This window comes from Massilia orientalis (genome assembly GCF_030411975.2).
Classification (GTDB): Bacteria; Pseudomonadota; Gammaproteobacteria; order Burkholderiales; family Burkholderiaceae_D; genus Telluria; species Telluria orientalis.
In genome coordinates this window covers 102,788-118,807 of sequence record NZ_JASNRB020000017.1, presented here as the reverse complement: position 1 = coordinate 118,807, position 16,020 = coordinate 102,788, and the positions used below count along the sequence as shown (strand labels likewise).

12 protein-coding genes are annotated in these 16,020 nt (G+C 70.6%); 7 read left to right on the top strand and 5 right to left on the bottom strand.

Annotation, left to right across the window (positions count from 1 at the left end; all coding sequences use genetic code 11):
- Window positions 1–245: 245 nt before the first annotated feature.
- The 5 genes from QPK29_RS24525 (at window position 246) to QPK29_RS24505 (ending at window position 5,781) form a co-directional block, all read left to right on the top strand.
- The gene (locus QPK29_RS24525) at window positions 246–1,085 is read left to right on the top strand and encodes a GGDEF domain-containing protein (protein ID WP_371768504.1); all 840 of its coding nucleotides are present in this window, start codon (window positions 246–248) and stop codon (window positions 1,083–1,085) included.
- Entirely contained in the window at window positions 1,082–2,098 is a 1,017-nt protein-coding gene (locus QPK29_RS24520; RefSeq protein ID WP_371768503.1) for an AraC family transcriptional regulator ligand-binding domain-containing protein, read from the top strand. Before QPK29_RS24525 ends, QPK29_RS24520 begins: the two co-directional genes overlap by 4 nt.
- 120 nt (window positions 2,099–2,218) lie before the next feature.
- The gene (locus tag QPK29_RS24515; protein WP_056126276.1) at window positions 2,219–2,431 is read left to right on the top strand and encodes a tautomerase family protein; all 213 of its coding nucleotides are present in this window, start codon (window positions 2,219–2,221) and stop codon (window positions 2,429–2,431) included.
- A 118-nt stretch (window positions 2,432–2,549) separates the two neighbouring features.
- Window positions 2,550–3,107 carry a pilus assembly FimT family protein gene (locus QPK29_RS24510; RefSeq protein WP_371768502.1) on the top strand — a complete coding sequence of 186 codons (558 nt, stop codon included), beginning with the start codon at window positions 2,550–2,552 and terminating at the stop codon, window positions 3,105–3,107.
- Window positions 3,108–3,213: 106 nt separating this feature from the next.
- Window positions 3,214–5,781 carry a PAS domain S-box protein gene (locus QPK29_RS24505; protein WP_371768501.1) on the top strand — a complete coding sequence of 856 codons (2,568 nt, stop codon included), beginning with the start codon at window positions 3,214–3,216 and terminating at the stop codon, window positions 5,779–5,781.
- Between the two features lie 9 nt (window positions 5,782–5,790).
- Here the strand turns inward: QPK29_RS24505 and QPK29_RS24500 are convergent, their stop codons facing one another.
- Window positions 5,791–6,774: a GlxA family transcriptional regulator gene (locus QPK29_RS24500; protein WP_371768500.1), complete on the bottom strand. Its 984-nt coding sequence runs from the start codon at window positions 6,772–6,774 to the stop codon at window positions 5,791–5,793.
- 92 nt (window positions 6,775–6,866) lie between these two features.
- Here QPK29_RS24500 and QPK29_RS24495 point away from each other — a divergent pair, with 92 nt between their 5' ends.
- Both QPK29_RS24495 and hisN read left to right on the top strand, forming a co-directional pair.
- Window positions 6,867–7,667 (top strand): MBL fold metallo-hydrolase, encoded by an 801-nt coding sequence (locus tag QPK29_RS24495; RefSeq protein ID WP_371768499.1) that lies wholly within the window; start codon window positions 6,867–6,869, stop codon window positions 7,665–7,667.
- Window positions 7,668–7,710: 43 nt separating this feature from the next.
- On the top strand, window positions 7,711–8,517 hold the full coding sequence (gene hisN, locus QPK29_RS24490) for a histidinol-phosphatase (RefSeq protein WP_371768498.1): 807 nt from the start codon (window positions 7,711–7,713) through the stop codon (window positions 8,515–8,517).
- Here hisN and QPK29_RS24485 read toward each other — a convergent pair.
- From QPK29_RS24485 to QPK29_RS24470, 4 genes are all read right to left on the bottom strand, one after another.
- Entirely contained in the window at window positions 8,494–12,084 is a 3,591-nt protein-coding gene (locus tag QPK29_RS24485; RefSeq protein WP_371768497.1) for a GAF domain-containing protein, read from the bottom strand. The two genes, hisN and QPK29_RS24485, sit on opposite strands and share 24 nt — an antisense overlap.
- A gap of 164 nt (window positions 12,085–12,248) precedes the next feature.
- Window positions 12,249–14,549, bottom strand: coding sequence for a xanthine dehydrogenase family protein molybdopterin-binding subunit (locus tag QPK29_RS24480; protein WP_371768496.1), 2,301 nt, complete (start codon window positions 14,547–14,549; stop codon window positions 12,249–12,251).
- Entirely contained in the window at window positions 14,546–15,544 is a 999-nt protein-coding gene (locus tag QPK29_RS24475) for an FAD binding domain-containing protein (protein ID WP_160410597.1), read from the bottom strand. Before QPK29_RS24475 ends, QPK29_RS24480 begins: the two co-directional genes overlap by 4 nt.
- Window positions 15,541–16,020, bottom strand: coding sequence for a (2Fe-2S)-binding protein (locus QPK29_RS24470; RefSeq protein WP_371768495.1), 480 nt, complete (start codon window positions 16,018–16,020; stop codon window positions 15,541–15,543). Before QPK29_RS24470 ends, QPK29_RS24475 begins: the two co-directional genes overlap by 4 nt.

Sequence of the window (16,020 nt, the reverse complement as noted above, 5' to 3'; positions counted from 1 at the left end):
CTGTCAGGACGTGGTTGGAATGCGGCGCATTCTCGGCACCGAATATGACGGGTCGGTGACGTCCGGCGCCGCGCTAGGCCGTACGACCGCGGAATGAGCCGAATTGACCCGGCACGCCCGCGGCCAGACCGTCCGCGGCGCTCGGGAAACGCGTGCGGCATGAGCCGTTCGGACCCGTGCGCCTGTCATCAACCTGTCACACGCCCGCGCTACCTTCGGCCGTCATTTTTCGCAACCGCGCCGCCATGCCTGCCTTCGTCCGTCCGCTCCTCGTCCTCGCCTGCGCATTGGCCGCATTCGCCGCGATGTACGCGTCCGCCGGGACGTTTAAACCGTTCGCGAGCTGGCACTGGATGGACATCGTCGACGAGGGCGGCACCGCGCTGATGGCGCTCGTGTGGTGCCTGATCGTGCTGGCGAGCCGGCCGGACGGACGCGTGACGCGGCTGCTGGCCGGCGGCCTTGCGTGCATCACGCTCGGCTCGTGGGCCGACTGCCTGGACGAGTTCTGGCGCATCGACAAGGACGCGCTGTGGGACAACGCACTGGAAGGTCTCGTGCCGTTCGGGATGCTCGTGCTGACGGCGGGGCTGTACTACTGGCGCCGCGAGCAGGCGCTGCTGGCGAACCACCTGCGCAAGCGCGAGCGCCTGTTCCGCAGCCACCGGCCGTTCGACCGCGTCACGCAGCTGGCCGACGCCGGCTACCTGCGCGAGCAGCTGCGCCGCACGACAGGGACCGTGGTCCTGCTCGACATCGACGGCTTCCACCGCATCAACCGCGAGCACGGAAGGGCGGAAGGCGACCGGGTGCTGCAGGCCGTCGCGCACATGCTGCTGCTGAACCTGCGCAACGACGACCTGCTGTGCCGCTACGCGGGCGACCGCTTCGCCGTGCTGATGCCGGACCTCGCCGCGGACGCCGCCGCGGACGCCGCGCGCCACCTGTGCGCGATGGTCGGCGCCATGCGTCATCATGCGGGCGCGCGCCGCGTGGCACTGAGCCTGCGCCACGAGTGCGCGCCGGCCGACGGCGCGCCCGAGATCCTGCTGGCGGACCTGTGCCGCCGGATGGACGCGGCGTGATCGCCTGGTGCGCGGCGGCCGACCCGGCTATCCCGGGCTATCTGCAGCCGGCCCTCGTGCTCGAATACGGCCGCGCGGCCGATGCGGACGACGCCGTCCTGCTGCGCGACACGGGCCTGGCCGATCCGCTCGACCCGGCGGCGCCGGTGTCGGCGAGCCAGCTCCTGCGCCTGCTCGCGAACACATTGCGCGCACTGGACAGCCCGGACACGTCGTTCATGCTGGGCCAGCAGCTGCTGCCGGGCCACGACGGCGCGGCCAGCCACGCGCTCGTGCAGGCGCCCACGTTGCGCGCGCTGCTCGAGACGCTGTGCCGCTGGCATGCGCGCTTCACGCCCCTGCTGCGTCCGCGCCTGGAGACGTGGGGCGACGTGGCGCTGCTGTACTGGGTGGACAGCCACGGCGCGCCGGGGCTGCGTCCCGCGCTGGTCGAGATGCACATGACGGCCGTCGTCGCGCTGTGCCGCTGGCTCGGCGGGGACAGGCTGCCGTGGCGCTTCTGCTTCAACCGCGCGGCCCCGCGTCACGTCGAGCAGCACCACGTCCACCTGGGGAGCGCGCTGCGGTTCGACTGCCAGCTGGACGCCATGCTGATCGATGCGGCCTGGCTCGACCGCCCCTGGCCGCGCGGAAACGGCGTCGCGGCCGGCCTCGCGCAGGCGGCAGCCGCCGCGGAACCCGAACGGCCGCCTGGCCTGCTGGCCGCGCTGTACGACTACCTGCTGGAGCGGGTGCGCGCCGCGCCCACGCTGGAGCGCACGGCCCACGATTTCGGCGTCAGCCCGGCCACGCTGAAGCGCCAGCTGCTGCGCCATCACACGCATTTCCAGGCCGAGCTGGACCAGGTGCGCACGCACGTCGCGCTGTGGCTGTTCCAGGCCCGCCGGCTCGACAATGAAGCGGCCGCGGCCTACCTGGGCTTCCACGACGCCGCCAATTTCCGCCGTTCGTTCAAGCGCTGGACGGGCATCACGCCGGGACCGCTGCGGCTCGCGCTGGACGCGGCCCTGTGAGTATCATTGTTGGGCGAGGTTGAACGGACTTCGCCATTTCTCCACGTTTATCGCATCGGCGCGAACGCCGACAATGCGTGCATCGGCGACATCCGTCGCCATTCACGACAAGGAGAGATCATGCCATTCGCAAATTTCAAATTCCCCGCAGGCGTCGTCGACGCGGCGCGCAAGGAAGAGATCATCCACCGCACGACGGCCATGTTCGTCGAGTATTTCGGCGAGCAGGCCCGGCCTTATTCGATGGTGCTGGTGGAAGAGGTCGCCGACGGCGGCTGGGGCAGGGCGGACGAGACGCTGACCCTGGCCAAGATGGGCCTGGCCAAGCCGTAGAGACGCAAGGTTACAACGGTCGGCCAACCAAATGATAGAAATGTGGCGAGTGTATTGATATACTGAAACAATTCTTTGTGGAAAAGAATGTAACCAGCTTATCTATCGAGCGCGCGCCATGTATCGACATCAAAATGGAATTCACGTCCCGACTGCCGGACGGACCCGGGGCTTCACGCTGATCGAACTGATCGTCGTCATCGTCATCCTGGGCGTCCTGTCCGCGGTCGCGTTGCCGAAATTCGCCGACCTCGGGGGCGACAGCCGCAAGGCGTCGATCCAGGCGCTGACCGGCTCCGTCAACACGGGCATCAAGCTGGTCAAGTCGCTGACCGCGATCCGCGGCGCCGGCACGCCGCTCGCCATCGCGAACCTGACGAACGTCGACATGGACGGCACCAACATCCGTGTCTGGAGCGGCTACCCCGACCGGTGGTGCGACGGCATCGGCTCGGTGGTGCAAGGCCTGACGGTGCCGGCCAACGGCTGCTACCTGTCCTCGGCGGCGGTCGAGGCCGACGGCTACACGTTCTATGGCTACGGCAACAACAAGATCCCGAACGGCGATGCCGGATGGCGCATCGAGAGCGCGCCGAATCCCACGCAATGTTCCGTGCAGTATTCGTATGACGGCACCGGCGTCCCCACCGTCAAGGCGAATACCGGCGGTTGTTGAGTCCGGGGAAACCCGGCACAGCTTGATTGCACCTGCAATGCATTAGCGCGCCACGGCGGCGTGCTTTTCGGTAGCATGGGGTGTCAATACGAGCGATACCGTGCCGATGGAGATCCCAACCCCTGCCGCCTCCTGCGTGGACGACGTGCTCATCACGGAGGAACTGGCGCGGCGTCCGCGCCGGGCGCCGGACTACGCGGCCGAAAACCGCGCGATGGCTGCGCTCGCCCGGCAACTGGCCGCCGATCCGCACGGTGTTCCGCAGAAACTCGCCGAACTGGTGCTCGAATTGTGCAATGCCGGTTCGGCCGGCATCAGCCTCCTCGAGGAACAGGACGGGGGCCGCTATTTCCGCTGGCACGCGGCGGCGGGGCTGTTCGCGGAGCATCTTGGCGGCACGATCGCTTTCGACGTCAGCCCGTGCGGCGTCGTAGTCGACCGCAATCAAACCATGCTCATGCGGTACGGCGAGCGCTGCTTCGCGGCGATGGCCGGCTTCGACCCGCCGATGATCGAAAACCTGCTCGTGCCGTGGACGGCCCAGGGCCGCGCGGTGGGCACGGTGTGGGTGATCAGCCATCGCCCCGACCGGGAATTCGATGCCGAGGATGCGCGCGTGCTGCGCAACCTGGCCGACTTCGCGGCCGCCGCCTACCAGACCATCGTCGCGCTCGAGGAAACGGCCGAGGGCCGGCGCGAACTGATGCAGGCGGCCGAGGAACGCACGCGCGTGCTGGCGGGGCACAACCGCATGCTCGAACACGAGATCGCGCAGCGCCGCCAGGCCGACGACGCGCTGCGCGCCAGCGAGCAGCGCTACCGCGACCTGATCGGCGCGATCCCGGCCGGCGTCGTCGCCTGCGATGCGGCGGGAACGGTCGTGTTCCACAACGCCTGCGCCGACGCGCTGTGCGGCGGCCCGCCCGGCGAGGCGCCCGCATGCTGGGGGCCGGAGGCGTGCGCGCACAACGGCCACCGGCTGGAAAACTTCACTGCGCCGCTGCGCGAGGTGCTGGCCGGGGGACATTCCGTCGTCGACCGCGAGCTGACGATCGAACGGCCGGACGGCAGCCGCATCGACGTCCTGCTCAACATCACGCCGCTGCGCGACCATGCGGGGCGTATCGCCGGCGCCGTCAACATCGTGCAGGACATCACGGCGCGCAAGCGCGTCGAGGACGAGCTGCGGGTGTCGGAACAGCGCTTCCGCACGCTGGCGAATACCGTGCCCGTGCTGATCTGGCAGAACGACGAAGCTGGCCGCAACGTGTTCGTCAACCAGTACTACCTCGATTTCACGGGCAAGGCATTCGAGGACGTGATGGGCATGGGCTGGCACGAACTGGTGCATCCGGACGACGCGCCCGCGTACATCGCCGACTACATGGATGCCGTGCGCACGCGCCGGCCCTGGCGCAACGTCGACCGCGTGCGCCGCCACGACGGGCAGTGGCGCTGGTTCGACAGTTATGCGCAGCCGCTGTTCGCGCCGGACGGCAGCTACGCGGGCCACGTCGGCGCTTCGCTCGACATCACGGACGCCGTGCTGGCCGAGCAGGCGTTGAAGGAAACGGACCGCCGCAAGGACGAATTCCTGGCCGTGCTGGCGCACGAGCTGCGCAACCCGCTCGCGCCGATCAGCAACGCGGTGCACCTGCTGCGCCACCCGGACGGCCGCCGCCGCGCCGACCGCCTCGTCGAGATGCTGGGCCGCCAGGTGCGCCAGATGATCAAGCTCGTCGACGACCTGCTCGAGATCTCGCGCATCACGCGCGACAAGATCGAGCTGCACCGGCAGCCGCTGCTGCTGGCCGACGTCGTGCACGGCGCCGTCGAGACGAGCCGGCCGCTGATCGACCAGCACCACCACCAGCTGGACGTGCGCCTGCCCGACGAAGCGCTGACGCTGAACGCGGACAGCGTGCGCCTCACGCAGGTGCTCGCGAACCTCCTGAACAACGCGGCCAAGTACACGGACCAGGGCGGCAGGATCGCGCTGGAGGCGCGACGCGACGGCCTGGAAGTCGAGATCGCGGTGCGCGACAACGGCATCGGCATCCCGGCCGGCCACCTGCCCGCGGTGTTCGACATGTTCACGCAGGCGCACCGCGCGGCCGGGCGCGGGCAGGGCGGGCTCGGGATCGGCCTCGCGATGGTGCGCAGCCTCGTGCTGATGCATGGCGGGACCGTGGAGGCGAAGAGTGCCGGGACGGGGCTGGGCAGCGAATTCATCGTGCGCCTGCCGCTGGCCGAACCGCCCGACGCCGCCCACGACGGCGCCGCCGCGGGGGCGGGCGCGGCGCCGCTGGCGGGGCAGCGCATCCTCGTCGTGGACGACAACCAGGACGCCGCCGACACGCTCGCGATGCTGCTGGACGCGGACGGCGCCCAGGCGCGCGCCGTGTACGACGGCCCGTCCGCGCTGGCCGCGTTGCCGGTCCTGCGGCCGCACACGGTGCTGCTCGACCTGGGCATGCCGGACATGGACGGCCTCGAAGTGACGCGCCGCATCCGCGCCGATCCCGCCTGGTCCGGCGTGCGCATCGTCGCGCTGACGGGGTGGGGACAGGAGAGCGACCGCGAACGCACGCGCGGGGCCGGGTTCGATTTTCACCTTACCAAGCCGGTCGACCTGAATGTGCTGCGCGCGTGGCTGGGCGCGGGCCGTGCGTAGGATGGACGGCTAGCCGTCCGCACCACGCCGAAAGGCCTTGCGGTACGCCGCCGGCGACGTCTGCAGCGCGGCGCGGAAGTGCTGGCGCAGCGACAGCGCGGAGCCGAAGCCGGCCTCCTGCGCCACGACCTCGACGGCCGCATCCGATGTCTCCAGCATCCAGCGCGCGTGCGCCAGCCGCTGGGCCAGCAGCCATTGCTTGAACGACGTGCCCGTCGCCTGGCGGAAGTGGCGCGTGAAGTTACGCCGGCTCATGGCGGCGCGCTGGGCCAGGTCGTCGATGCCGTGTTCCTCGCGGAGGTGGCGCGTCACCCACTCCAGCACCGCGGACAGGCGGCCGTCGCTGGGCGACGCGGGCAGCGGCCGTTCGATGAACTGGGCCTGGCCCCCTTGCCGGTGCGGCGCCACGACGAGCATGCGCGCCACGTGGTTCGCCGCGTCCGCACCGCACAGCCGGCGCATCAGGTGCAGGCAGCAGTCGATGCCCGCCGCCACGCCCGCCGACGTCAGCACGTCGCCATCGTCCACGTACAGCACGTCCGGATCGACTTTCACGCGCGGGTGGCGCCGCGCCAGCTCGGCGGCGAGGGCCCAGTGCGTGGCGACCGTGCGGCCGTCCAGCAGGCCCGCCTCGGCCACCGGGAACGCGCCGAGGCACAGCGCGACGATGCAGGCGCCGCGCGCATGCGCCGCACGCAGCGCGTCCAGCAGCGCGGGCGGCGCGGGGCGGCAGTCGTCGTACCAGGCGGGCATGACGACGATGTCGGCATCCCGCAGCGCTTCCAGGCCGTGGCTCGGCACGATGCCGAAGCCGGCGCTCGTGGCCAGCGGCGCATCCGTGCCGGCGCCGCACACCGTCAGCGCGAAGTGCGATCTCGCATCCGCGCCGGGACGGCCGCTGAACACGAGGCAGGGCACGGACAGGTGGAAGGGCGTCATGCCGTCGAAGGCAATGACGGCGACACGCCAGGTGGACGGTTCGGTTCGGGACATGGCCCGATTATATCGAAGGTTGTCCTCCGGGCCACTGTCGGGCAACCGTCCGCACCGCGAGAATGGCGTCACACACACCAAGGAGAGACACCATGCAAGTGACCCAGATCCGCAACGCCACCCTGCTCATCGAATACGCCGGCAAGACTTTCCTCGTCGATCCGCTGCTGGCCGACAAGGGCGCCTACCCCGGCTTTGCCGGCACGGCCAACAGCCACCTGGCGAATCCGCTCGTCGACCTGCCCGTGCCGTTGGCGACGCTGTTCGACGTGGACGCCGTGCTCGTCACGCACCTGCACGCCGACCATTGGGACGACGCCGCGCGGCGCGAGCTGCCGCGCGCATTGACCGTGTTCGCGCAGAACGACGCCGATGCGCAGGCCATCCGCGCCGACGGCTTCACGGATGTGCGCACGCTGTCGGCGCAAGGCGACACGCCGTTCGACGGCATCCGCATCGCCCAGACGCGCGGCCAGCACGGCAGCGACACCGTCATGGCCGCCATCGGCGCGCGCATGGGCGAAGTGAGCGGCCTCGTGCTGCGTCATCCGGACGAGCCCACGCTGTACATCGCCGGCGACACGGTGTGGAACGTGCACGTGGCGGCCGCGCTGGAAACGTACGATCCGGACGTCGTCGTGCTGAACTGCGGCGACGCGCAGGTGCCGGGCCTGGGGCCGATCATCATGGACCTGGACGACGTGGCCAGCGTGGTGCAGGCGGCGCCGCGGGCGGCCATCGTCGCGAGCCACCTGGAGGCCGTGAATCACTGCATGCTGTCGCGGGCCGAGCTGCGGGCGTGGGTGGAGACGCACGACCTGGTGGCGCGGGTGCGCGTGCCCGACGATGGCGAAGCGTGCGTATTTCACCAAGCCGCCGCGGGTTCGCGGTAGGATGGCGGAGGCGGCGCCGTGCCGCCTTCCTGCGAGATAGCCGATGCCCATCGATGCCACCGAATTCGACGAGTACCTGCAGTTCGCCAACGAGCTGGCCGACGCGGCCGCCGGCGCCATCCTGCCGCATTTCCGCGCCGGCAGCGGCGCCGAGAACAAGAGCGCGCACGGCTTCGATCCCGTGACCGCGGCCGACCGCGGCGCCGAGCGCGTGATGCGCGCGCTGATCCGCGCCCGCTACCCGCACCACGGCATCCTCGGTGAAGAGGAGGGCAAGGAAGAGAGTCAATGCGGGCGGGGGGAGGGCCTGACGTGGGTGCTCGATCCCATCGACGGCACCAGGGCCTTCCTCCTCGGCCTGCCGCTGTGGGGCACGCTGATCGCGCTGAACGACGGCACGCGCCCGGTACTGGGTCTCATGAACCAGCCTTTTACGCGCGAGCGCTTCGTCGGCACGGCGCACTGCGCATGGAACGGCGGCCACGTGCTGCACACGCGCCCGTGCGCGCAACTGGCGGACGCGCACGTGATGTGCACGTCGCCCGACATCTTCGATCCGATCCAGCGCGTGGCGTTCGACGCGGTCGCGGGCCGGGCGCGGCTGCTGCGCTATGGTGGCGACTGCTACGCCTACTGCATGCTGGCGTCCGGCCTCGTCGACGCCGTCATCGAGGCGGGCCTGCAGCCGTGGGACGTGCAGGCACTGGTGCCCATCATCGAAGGGGCGGGCGGCGTCATCACGGCGTGGGATGGCGGCGACGTGCAGCATGGCGGCACGGTGCTGGCGTGCGGCGACCGGCGCCTGCACGCGCAGCTGGTGGCCGAGTTACGCGCCGAGCCACGCGGCTAGCGCCGCCAGGTCCACCGGCTTGGTCATGTGATGATCGAACCCGGCCGCGCGCGTGCGCTCGCGGTCGGCCTGCTGGCCCCAGCCCGTGAGGGCGACGATACGCACGTGCGCGTGGCCTTCGGCGCGGATGGCGCGCGCGACGTCGAAGCCGTCCATCTCCGGCATGCCCAGGTCGAGCAGCACGACGGTGGGCGCGAACCCGGACAGTGCCGCCAGCGCGGCCGGGCCGCCGTACACGGCGCGCGCCCGCGCCCCGTGCGTGTCCAGCAGCAGGGCCAGCGTGTCGGCCGCGTCGGCATTGTCGTCCACGACGAGGACGCGCTGGCCGGCCAGCGCCGCACACGTCGTCCCCGCCTCACCGTCCGGCGCCGTGCCGTGCAGCAGGGGTAACCGCACGACGAATTCGCTGCCGCAGCCCGGTCCCGCGCTGTGGGCTTCCACCGTCCCGTCGTGCATCTCGACGAGCTTGCGCACGATGGCGAGGCCGATGCCCAGGCCGTCGCCATCGCCCCGGTCGCCCAGGTGCGGCTGCGCGAACATGTCGAACACGTGGGGCAGCTGCGCGGCCGGGATGCCGCGGCCGTTGTCGCGCACCCGCAGCGCGACGGCGCTGCCTTCGCGCCCGGCGAGCAGGTCGATGCGGCCGCCCGCGCCGGTGTACTTGGCGGCGTTGTTGATCAAATTCGTGAGCACCTGCGTGAGGCGCACGGCGTCGCCGTGCACGACGAGGGATGCGTCGGGCTCCGTCACGTCGAGGACGTGGCCGGCGCGGTCGATCTGCGGGCGGCTCGCCTCGACGGCGTCGCGCACGATGTCGGCCAGCGCCAGCGCGCGCCGGTCCAGTTCGATCTTGCCGCGCGAGATGCGCGCGATCTCCATCAAGTCGTCGACGAGCTTGACGATCTGCCGCACCTGGCGCTCGACGATGCCCGTGAGACGATCGGCGGCATCGCGGCTGTCGGCGCGGCGCATCAGCTGGATCGCGTTGCTGATCGGCGCGAGCGGATTGCGCAGCTCGTGCGCCAGCGTGGCCAGGAATTCGTCCTTGCGCCGGTCCGCGTCCTTCAGCGCCTGCTCGGCGCGCACGCGCTCGATCGCGGCCCACGTGCGTTCGGCCGCTTCGCGCACGAGGTTCACTTCGGCCGCGTTCCAGTGCCGCGGCGCCGCGTGGTGCACGCAGAACACGCCGGCGATGCGCCCGCCGGAATACAGCCCGACGCCGACGTGGGATGCGATGCCGACGCCGATCCAGCCGGCGCGCGTGGCGCTGTCCGTGTGCGGGTCGCGCGCCGTATCCTCGACGACGAACGGTTCGCCCCGCTCGAACGCGGCGAGCGCCCGCGCGCCCAGCGACGGCATCGGATACGTGCCGGCCAGCGACGCGACGCCCTCCACGTGGTCGCGCCGGATGTGGACGCGGCCTTCCTCGAATTCGCCGATCAGCACGCGGCTTGCGCCCAGGTGCGCGGCCACCATGCGCGTGGCCGTCGTCTCGATCGCGTCGGCATCGTCCAGCGAGCGCATCGCGTCGGACAGGCGCAGCAGGAAGGCCGCCCGTTCCTCGCTCTCGCGCAGGCGCGCTTCCAGCATGCGCCGGCCGGTCGTGTCGCGCGAGACGCCCACGACCTGCTCGACCGTTCCGTCCTCGGCCAGCACGGGCCCCCAGCGGAACTGGAAATAGGCGCTGGTGCCGGTGGGGCTCGTGAAATACACCTCGTCCTGGATGGTGACGCCGGTGCGGAAGATGGTGTCGAGGTGGCCGTCCAGGCGCGCGGCCAGGTCGGACGGGAAGTCCAGGTCGGCGAAGCTGCGGCCCACGAGCGCGCCCGCTGCCATGCCGTACAGTTCTTCCATCGCGCGGTTGACGTAGACGAAGCGGTGCGCGCGGTCGAACGCGTAGACGAAGTCGGGCAGCGCATCCATCGTCGTCGCGACGAAGCGCGACTGGCGCATCAGTTCCGCGTAGGCCGCCTCGCGCTCGGCCTGCGCCTGCGCGCGCTCGACGGCGGCCCAGGTGCGCTCGGCCGTCTCCTGCATGACGGCCAGGTCGGGGGCGCTCCAGGCGCGCGCCTGGCCGTGGTGCGCGAACAGGATCGCGACGAGGCGGCCGTCCTTCACGAGCGGCACGTCGGCCACGGAGAGGGCGCCGAGCGCGGCATGCGCGCCGCGTGCGGCCGCGTCGAGCTCGGGATCGGACAGGATATCCGCCCGCACGACCGGCCGGCCCTTGCGCAGCGCGGCCAGCAGGCCGGGACCGAAGTCGGCGTAACGCATCTTGCTGCCGAACGCGGACGCACTCGAGCCGTCCGCATGGGTGACGATCAGGTGCTCGCCGTCGCCGCAGTCGGCCGCGTAGCCGATCCGGTCGACGCCGAGATGGGCGCGCAGCACGCGCGCGGCTTGTTCCTGGATGCGGCGCGGGTCGGCCAGCGGGCGCAGGGCATCGTTCAGGCGCAGCAGGAAGGCCTGGTGCCGCTCGTCGTCACGCCTTGCCGCATGGCTGCGGTGGCGTTCGATGGCGCCGGCCGCCGTGCGCACGAGCAGGTCGAGCAGGCCCGTGCCGTCCGCCGCGGGCGGCCGCACGAGCGCGAGGCGCAAGGTGCCGAGCACGGTGCCGTCGTGGGCCGTCAGGGGGAGCGCATACGGCGCATCCGTCGCGGCGGCACGCGGGCCGGCCACGACGTCGTTGCGGTAGCCGGCGGCGGCGCCGTGCATGCGCTGGGCCACGATGGCGCGCCCCGCATCCGCGCCGGCGGCAAGTTCGATGCGGCCGTAGGCGGCGCCCGCCAGCGCGCAGGCGCGGTTCAGCACCGGGGCCAATGCCGCGGGCAGGCCGACCTCGCTGGGCGGCGCCACGTGCAGTTCGAGCAGCGGTCGCAGGATTGCGGGACTGGCCAGCAGCGCGGCTTCGGCGGTGCCCCCGGCGCGCGTCTCGATGTGATGGCGCAGCGTCGCGAGGCCGCGCTCGACCTGGCTTGCCGGCTGCGCCTCGTCCAGCGCCTTCACGACCTGGTGCGCGGCCGCGGCGAACGACGACAGTTCCGCCAGCAGGCGCGCATCCTCGGCATCGAACCGCCGCTCGGGATCGTGGGCGATGACCCAGACGGTGCCGATCGGCTGGTCGTCGATCGCCCAGGGCACGAGCAGGCATTCGAGCAGCGGCGGGCCGTCGCAGCGCAAAGAGGCGAAGCGGCGTGCCGGCCCATCGAACAGCAAGGTCGTATTGCGTTCGATGACGACGCCGCACGGGCTGTCTCCGCGCGGCACCGCGCCGCCGAGCGCCGCGGCGTGCGCGCCGGCCAGCGCGTGCCAGCGGAACACGTCGCCATGGGGGCCGGACTCCAGGATGCTGACGCCGGCCGTGCCGGCACGGCACAGCTGCAACGCGAGTTCGGCGAGCCGCTGCACGACGCCGCGCGGATGGGTCACGAGCTCCTGGCCGAGCAGCGTGAGGGCGCGGCTCTCCGCGCGGTGATCGGGTGCACGCACCGGGCGGCGTGCGAGTTCGTGCGTGATCAAGACTTCGTCGAGGGTCACCTCGACATTGCCCGTGTCGTTATGCGTCATGTCTTCTCGTCCGTTGTCATTCCGGGCAGACTCTCCGCGGCTGAACCGCGAACGGGAAGAATAGGGTCAGATTGTTTCGCTGGGCAAGCGAAAGATGAGTTTTCGTGAGATTTCGTTTGCCCCGTGTTGCCGATGCGACGATTCAAATTCCGAGTGGAAAATTTTTACTTGCCGACAGGCACTTCGTGATCCCCCAGCAGCACTTTGTCGGGCGTGATCGGCGTCGTGCGCAGGCGCTTGCCGGTCGCGTGGAACACGGCGTTCGCGACGGCCGCCGCCACGCCCACGATGCCGATTTCCCCCACGCCCTTGGCGCCGAGCTGCTTGCTGACGATGCGGTCTTCCTCGTCCGCGAAGATCACCTCGATGGCGGGGATGTCCTTGTTGACCGCGACGTGGTACTCGGCGTAGTTATGGTTCATGAAGCGGCCGAGGCGGTGGTCCGTGAACGTCTCCTCGTGCAGCGCCTGGCTGATGCCCCACACGACGGCGCCGCTGACCTGGCTCGCGGCCGTCTTCGCATTGATGATGCGGCCGGCCGCGACGGCGGACACGGCCCGCGTGACGCGCACCATGCCGAGCCGCTCGTTCACGCGCACCTCGACGAACACGGCCGAGTGCACGGCGCGCGAAAACTTGCGCTGCTTGAGCATCTGCGGCGTCATGAGGTATTTTTCCTCGATGCGCTCGCGCCCCGCCTGCGCCAGCAGGTCGGACAGCAGGATGCCTTGCTCCGGCTGCCCGTGCGGGTGGATGCGGCCGTCGTTGAATTCGACGTCCTTCAACTTGAGGCCCTTGAACGCAGGGGCCTTCTGTGCGAGCTTCAGCAGCGTGGCTTTCAGCTTGTCGCAGGCGCCGGCCACGCCGCCGCCTACCGTCGTCACGTGCGACGAGCCGCCTTCCACGGGGGCGAGCGGCAGGGTGGAATCGCCCAGCTGGAACGTCACCCGTTCGAGCGGCAGGCCGAGACGCTCCGCCGCGATCATCGCCATCACGGTGTACGTACCGGTGCCGATGTCGGATGCCGCGCTCGACACGACGAGGCGCCCGTCCGCATGCAGCACGGCCGACACGCGCGCGATCATCACGAGCGAATCCCAGATGCCGGTCGCCATGCCCCAGCCGACGAGTTCATCGCCGTCGCGCATCGAACGGGGCTCGACGGGCCGGTCCTTCCAGCCGAAGCGCTCGGCCCCGAGCCGGTAGCACTGGCGCAGTTCCTTGCTGGAGAACGGCTTGTCCTCCAGGTGGTTGTGCTCCGCGTAGTTCTTCAGGCGGAACGCGAGCGGGTCCATGCGCAGTTCGTACGCCAGTTCGTCCATCGCCACTTCCAGCGCATGCACGCCGTGCGCGGCGCCCGGCGCGCGCATGTCGATGGGCGTCGCGCGGTCCTGCTCGACGAGCTGGTAGCCGAGGTGGATGTTGTCGCACGCGTACAGCTGCCCGGACCAGTTGACGACGACCTCCACGTAATCTTCCAGGCGCGATGTCTCCTGGATCGCCTCGTGCCACACCGCCTGCAACTTGCCGTCCCTGTCGGCCGCCAGTTTGATCTTGTGCCACGTCTCGGGCCGGTGGCCGAAGCTGAACATCTGCTGGCGCGTGAGCACGACGCGCACGGAACGCTTCAGTTTCAAGGCGCCCATCACCGCGAGCGGCAACTGGTATTGCGGACGCAGCCCGGACCCGAACGCGCCGCCCACGTACGGGTTGCGCACCGTGACCTTGTTCTTCGACAGCCCGAACACGTGCGACACGTACCAGCGGCTGTTCTGCGAACTCTGGGTCTTGTCGTAGATGATCAGGTGGCCGTCCTCGCCGTAGACGACGGTGGAGGCGAACATCTCCATCGGGTTGTGGTGCTCGACGGCGTTGTAGTACTCCGCCTCGATCTTTACGGGTGCCGTGGCGAACGCCTGGTCCGCGTCGCCTTTCGAGCCTGGCGGCGTGAACCCGGCCTTCATCGGGCGCGGCTTGTAGGCCCTGTTCAAGGTCGCGAGCAGGTTCGTGTCGTGCTCCTCGATGTCGTACGTGACGCGCACGAGGCTCGCCGCATGGCGCGCCGCCTCGAAGGTCTCGGCCACGACGAGCGCCACCGGCTGGCCGCTCCAGAACACGCGGCTTGAAAACAGGGGACGGAACGGCGAGCCGCCGGGCGCCGTCATGTCCTTGTACGCGAGGTCGTTGCCGCGCATCTTAGGCCGGTTCTCGTGCGTGATCACGTCGATCACGCCGGGCACGCCGCGTGCCGCTTCCGTATCGATGGCCTTGATGTGGCCGCGCGCGACGGTGCCGCTGACGACGACGCCATACGCGAGGTCCGGCGCCGGGATCTCGGCCGCGTAGTGCGCGGTGCCCGTCACCTTGGCGCGGCCGTCGGTGCGCGACACGGCCATGCCGCTGTGCACGCGGCCCGTGCCTTCGGGGGCCGTCGGCGTGCGCAGGTCGGGGATCAGGTCGGTCATGGCTTGTCTCCCTTCCTCGCGGCGTTCGTCAACGCCTGCACGATGGCGTTCCGCGCCAACGGTATCTTGAAATCGTTCTGACCGTAGCCGCGCGCGCCGCGCAGGATGCGCTCCGCGGCCTGTTCGAACGCGGTCTCGCCGGCGGGGCGGCCCACGAGCAGCTCTTCCGCTTCCTCGACCCGCCACGGCTTGTGCGCGACGCCGCCCAGCGCGATGCGGGCCGCGCGCACGGTGCCGTCGGCGGCGAGGTCCAGCGCGGCGGCCACCGAGACGAGCGCGAACGCATACGACAGCCGGTCGCGCACCTTCACGTACTCGCAGCGCTGCGCGAAGCGGCGCGCATCGGGCAGGGTGATATGCGTGATCAGTTCGCCGGGCTGCAGCGTCGTGTCGACGTCGGGCGTGTCGCCCGGCAGGCGGTGGAAGCCGGCGAAGGGGATCGTCCGCTCGCCGTTCGCCGCGCGCACGTGCACGGTCGCGTCGAGCGCGCGCAGGGCCACGCACATGTCGGACGGATGCGTGGCGATGCACTGCGCGCTCGTGCCGAGGATCGCGAGCTGGCGGTTGATGCCGGCCTTGGCGGGACAGCCCGTACCCGGCTCGCGCTTGTTGCACGGCGTGCCCACGTCGTAGAAATAGACGCAGCGGGTGCGCTGCAGCAGGTTGCCGCCGTTCGTCGCCATGTTGCGCAACTGGGGCGACGCGCCGGCCAGGATCGCGGCGGCCAGCAGCGGATAGCGCTCGCGCACGAGCGGGTGACAGGCCGTGTCCGCGTTGCGGGCGAGGGCGCCCAGGCGCAGGCCCGTGCCGTCTTCCTCGATCGTGTCGAGGCCCGCGATCGGGTTGATGTCGACGAGGTGTGCGGGCGTCATCACGCCTTCCTTGATCAGGTCGAGCAGGTTGGTGCCGCCGGCGATGGGACGCGCGCCCGGCGCGGCGAGGGCGGCCAGCGCGGCGTCGACGTCGGCGGGCTGGGTGAAGTCGAACGGATTCATTTGGCGATCCCCATCACTTCGCACACGGCCTGCGCGATCTGCGGATACGCGCCGCAGCGGCACACGTTCCCGCTCATCAGTTCGCGCACGTCGTCGACCGTCTGCGCCTGGCCCTCGGCGACGAGGCCGGCGGCCGAACAGATCTGGCCGGGTGTGCAGTAGCCGCACTGGAAGGCATCGTGGTCGATGAAGGCCTGCTGCAGCGGATGCAGCGTGTCGCCGTCGGCCAGGCCCTCGATCGTCGTGACCTCGTGGCCGTCCTGCATGACGGCGAGGGTGAGGCAGGCGTTGATGCGGCGGCCGTCCAGCAGCACCGTGCAGGCGCCGCACTGGCCGTGGTCGCAGCCCTTCTTGGTGCCGGTGAGGCCGGCGCGGTCGCGCAGCAGGTCGAGCAGCGTCACCGTGGATTCGACGTCGAATGCGCGGTCTTCGCCGTTGATGCGCAGGCGGATGGGGTACTGCCGGTAAGCGTCCAT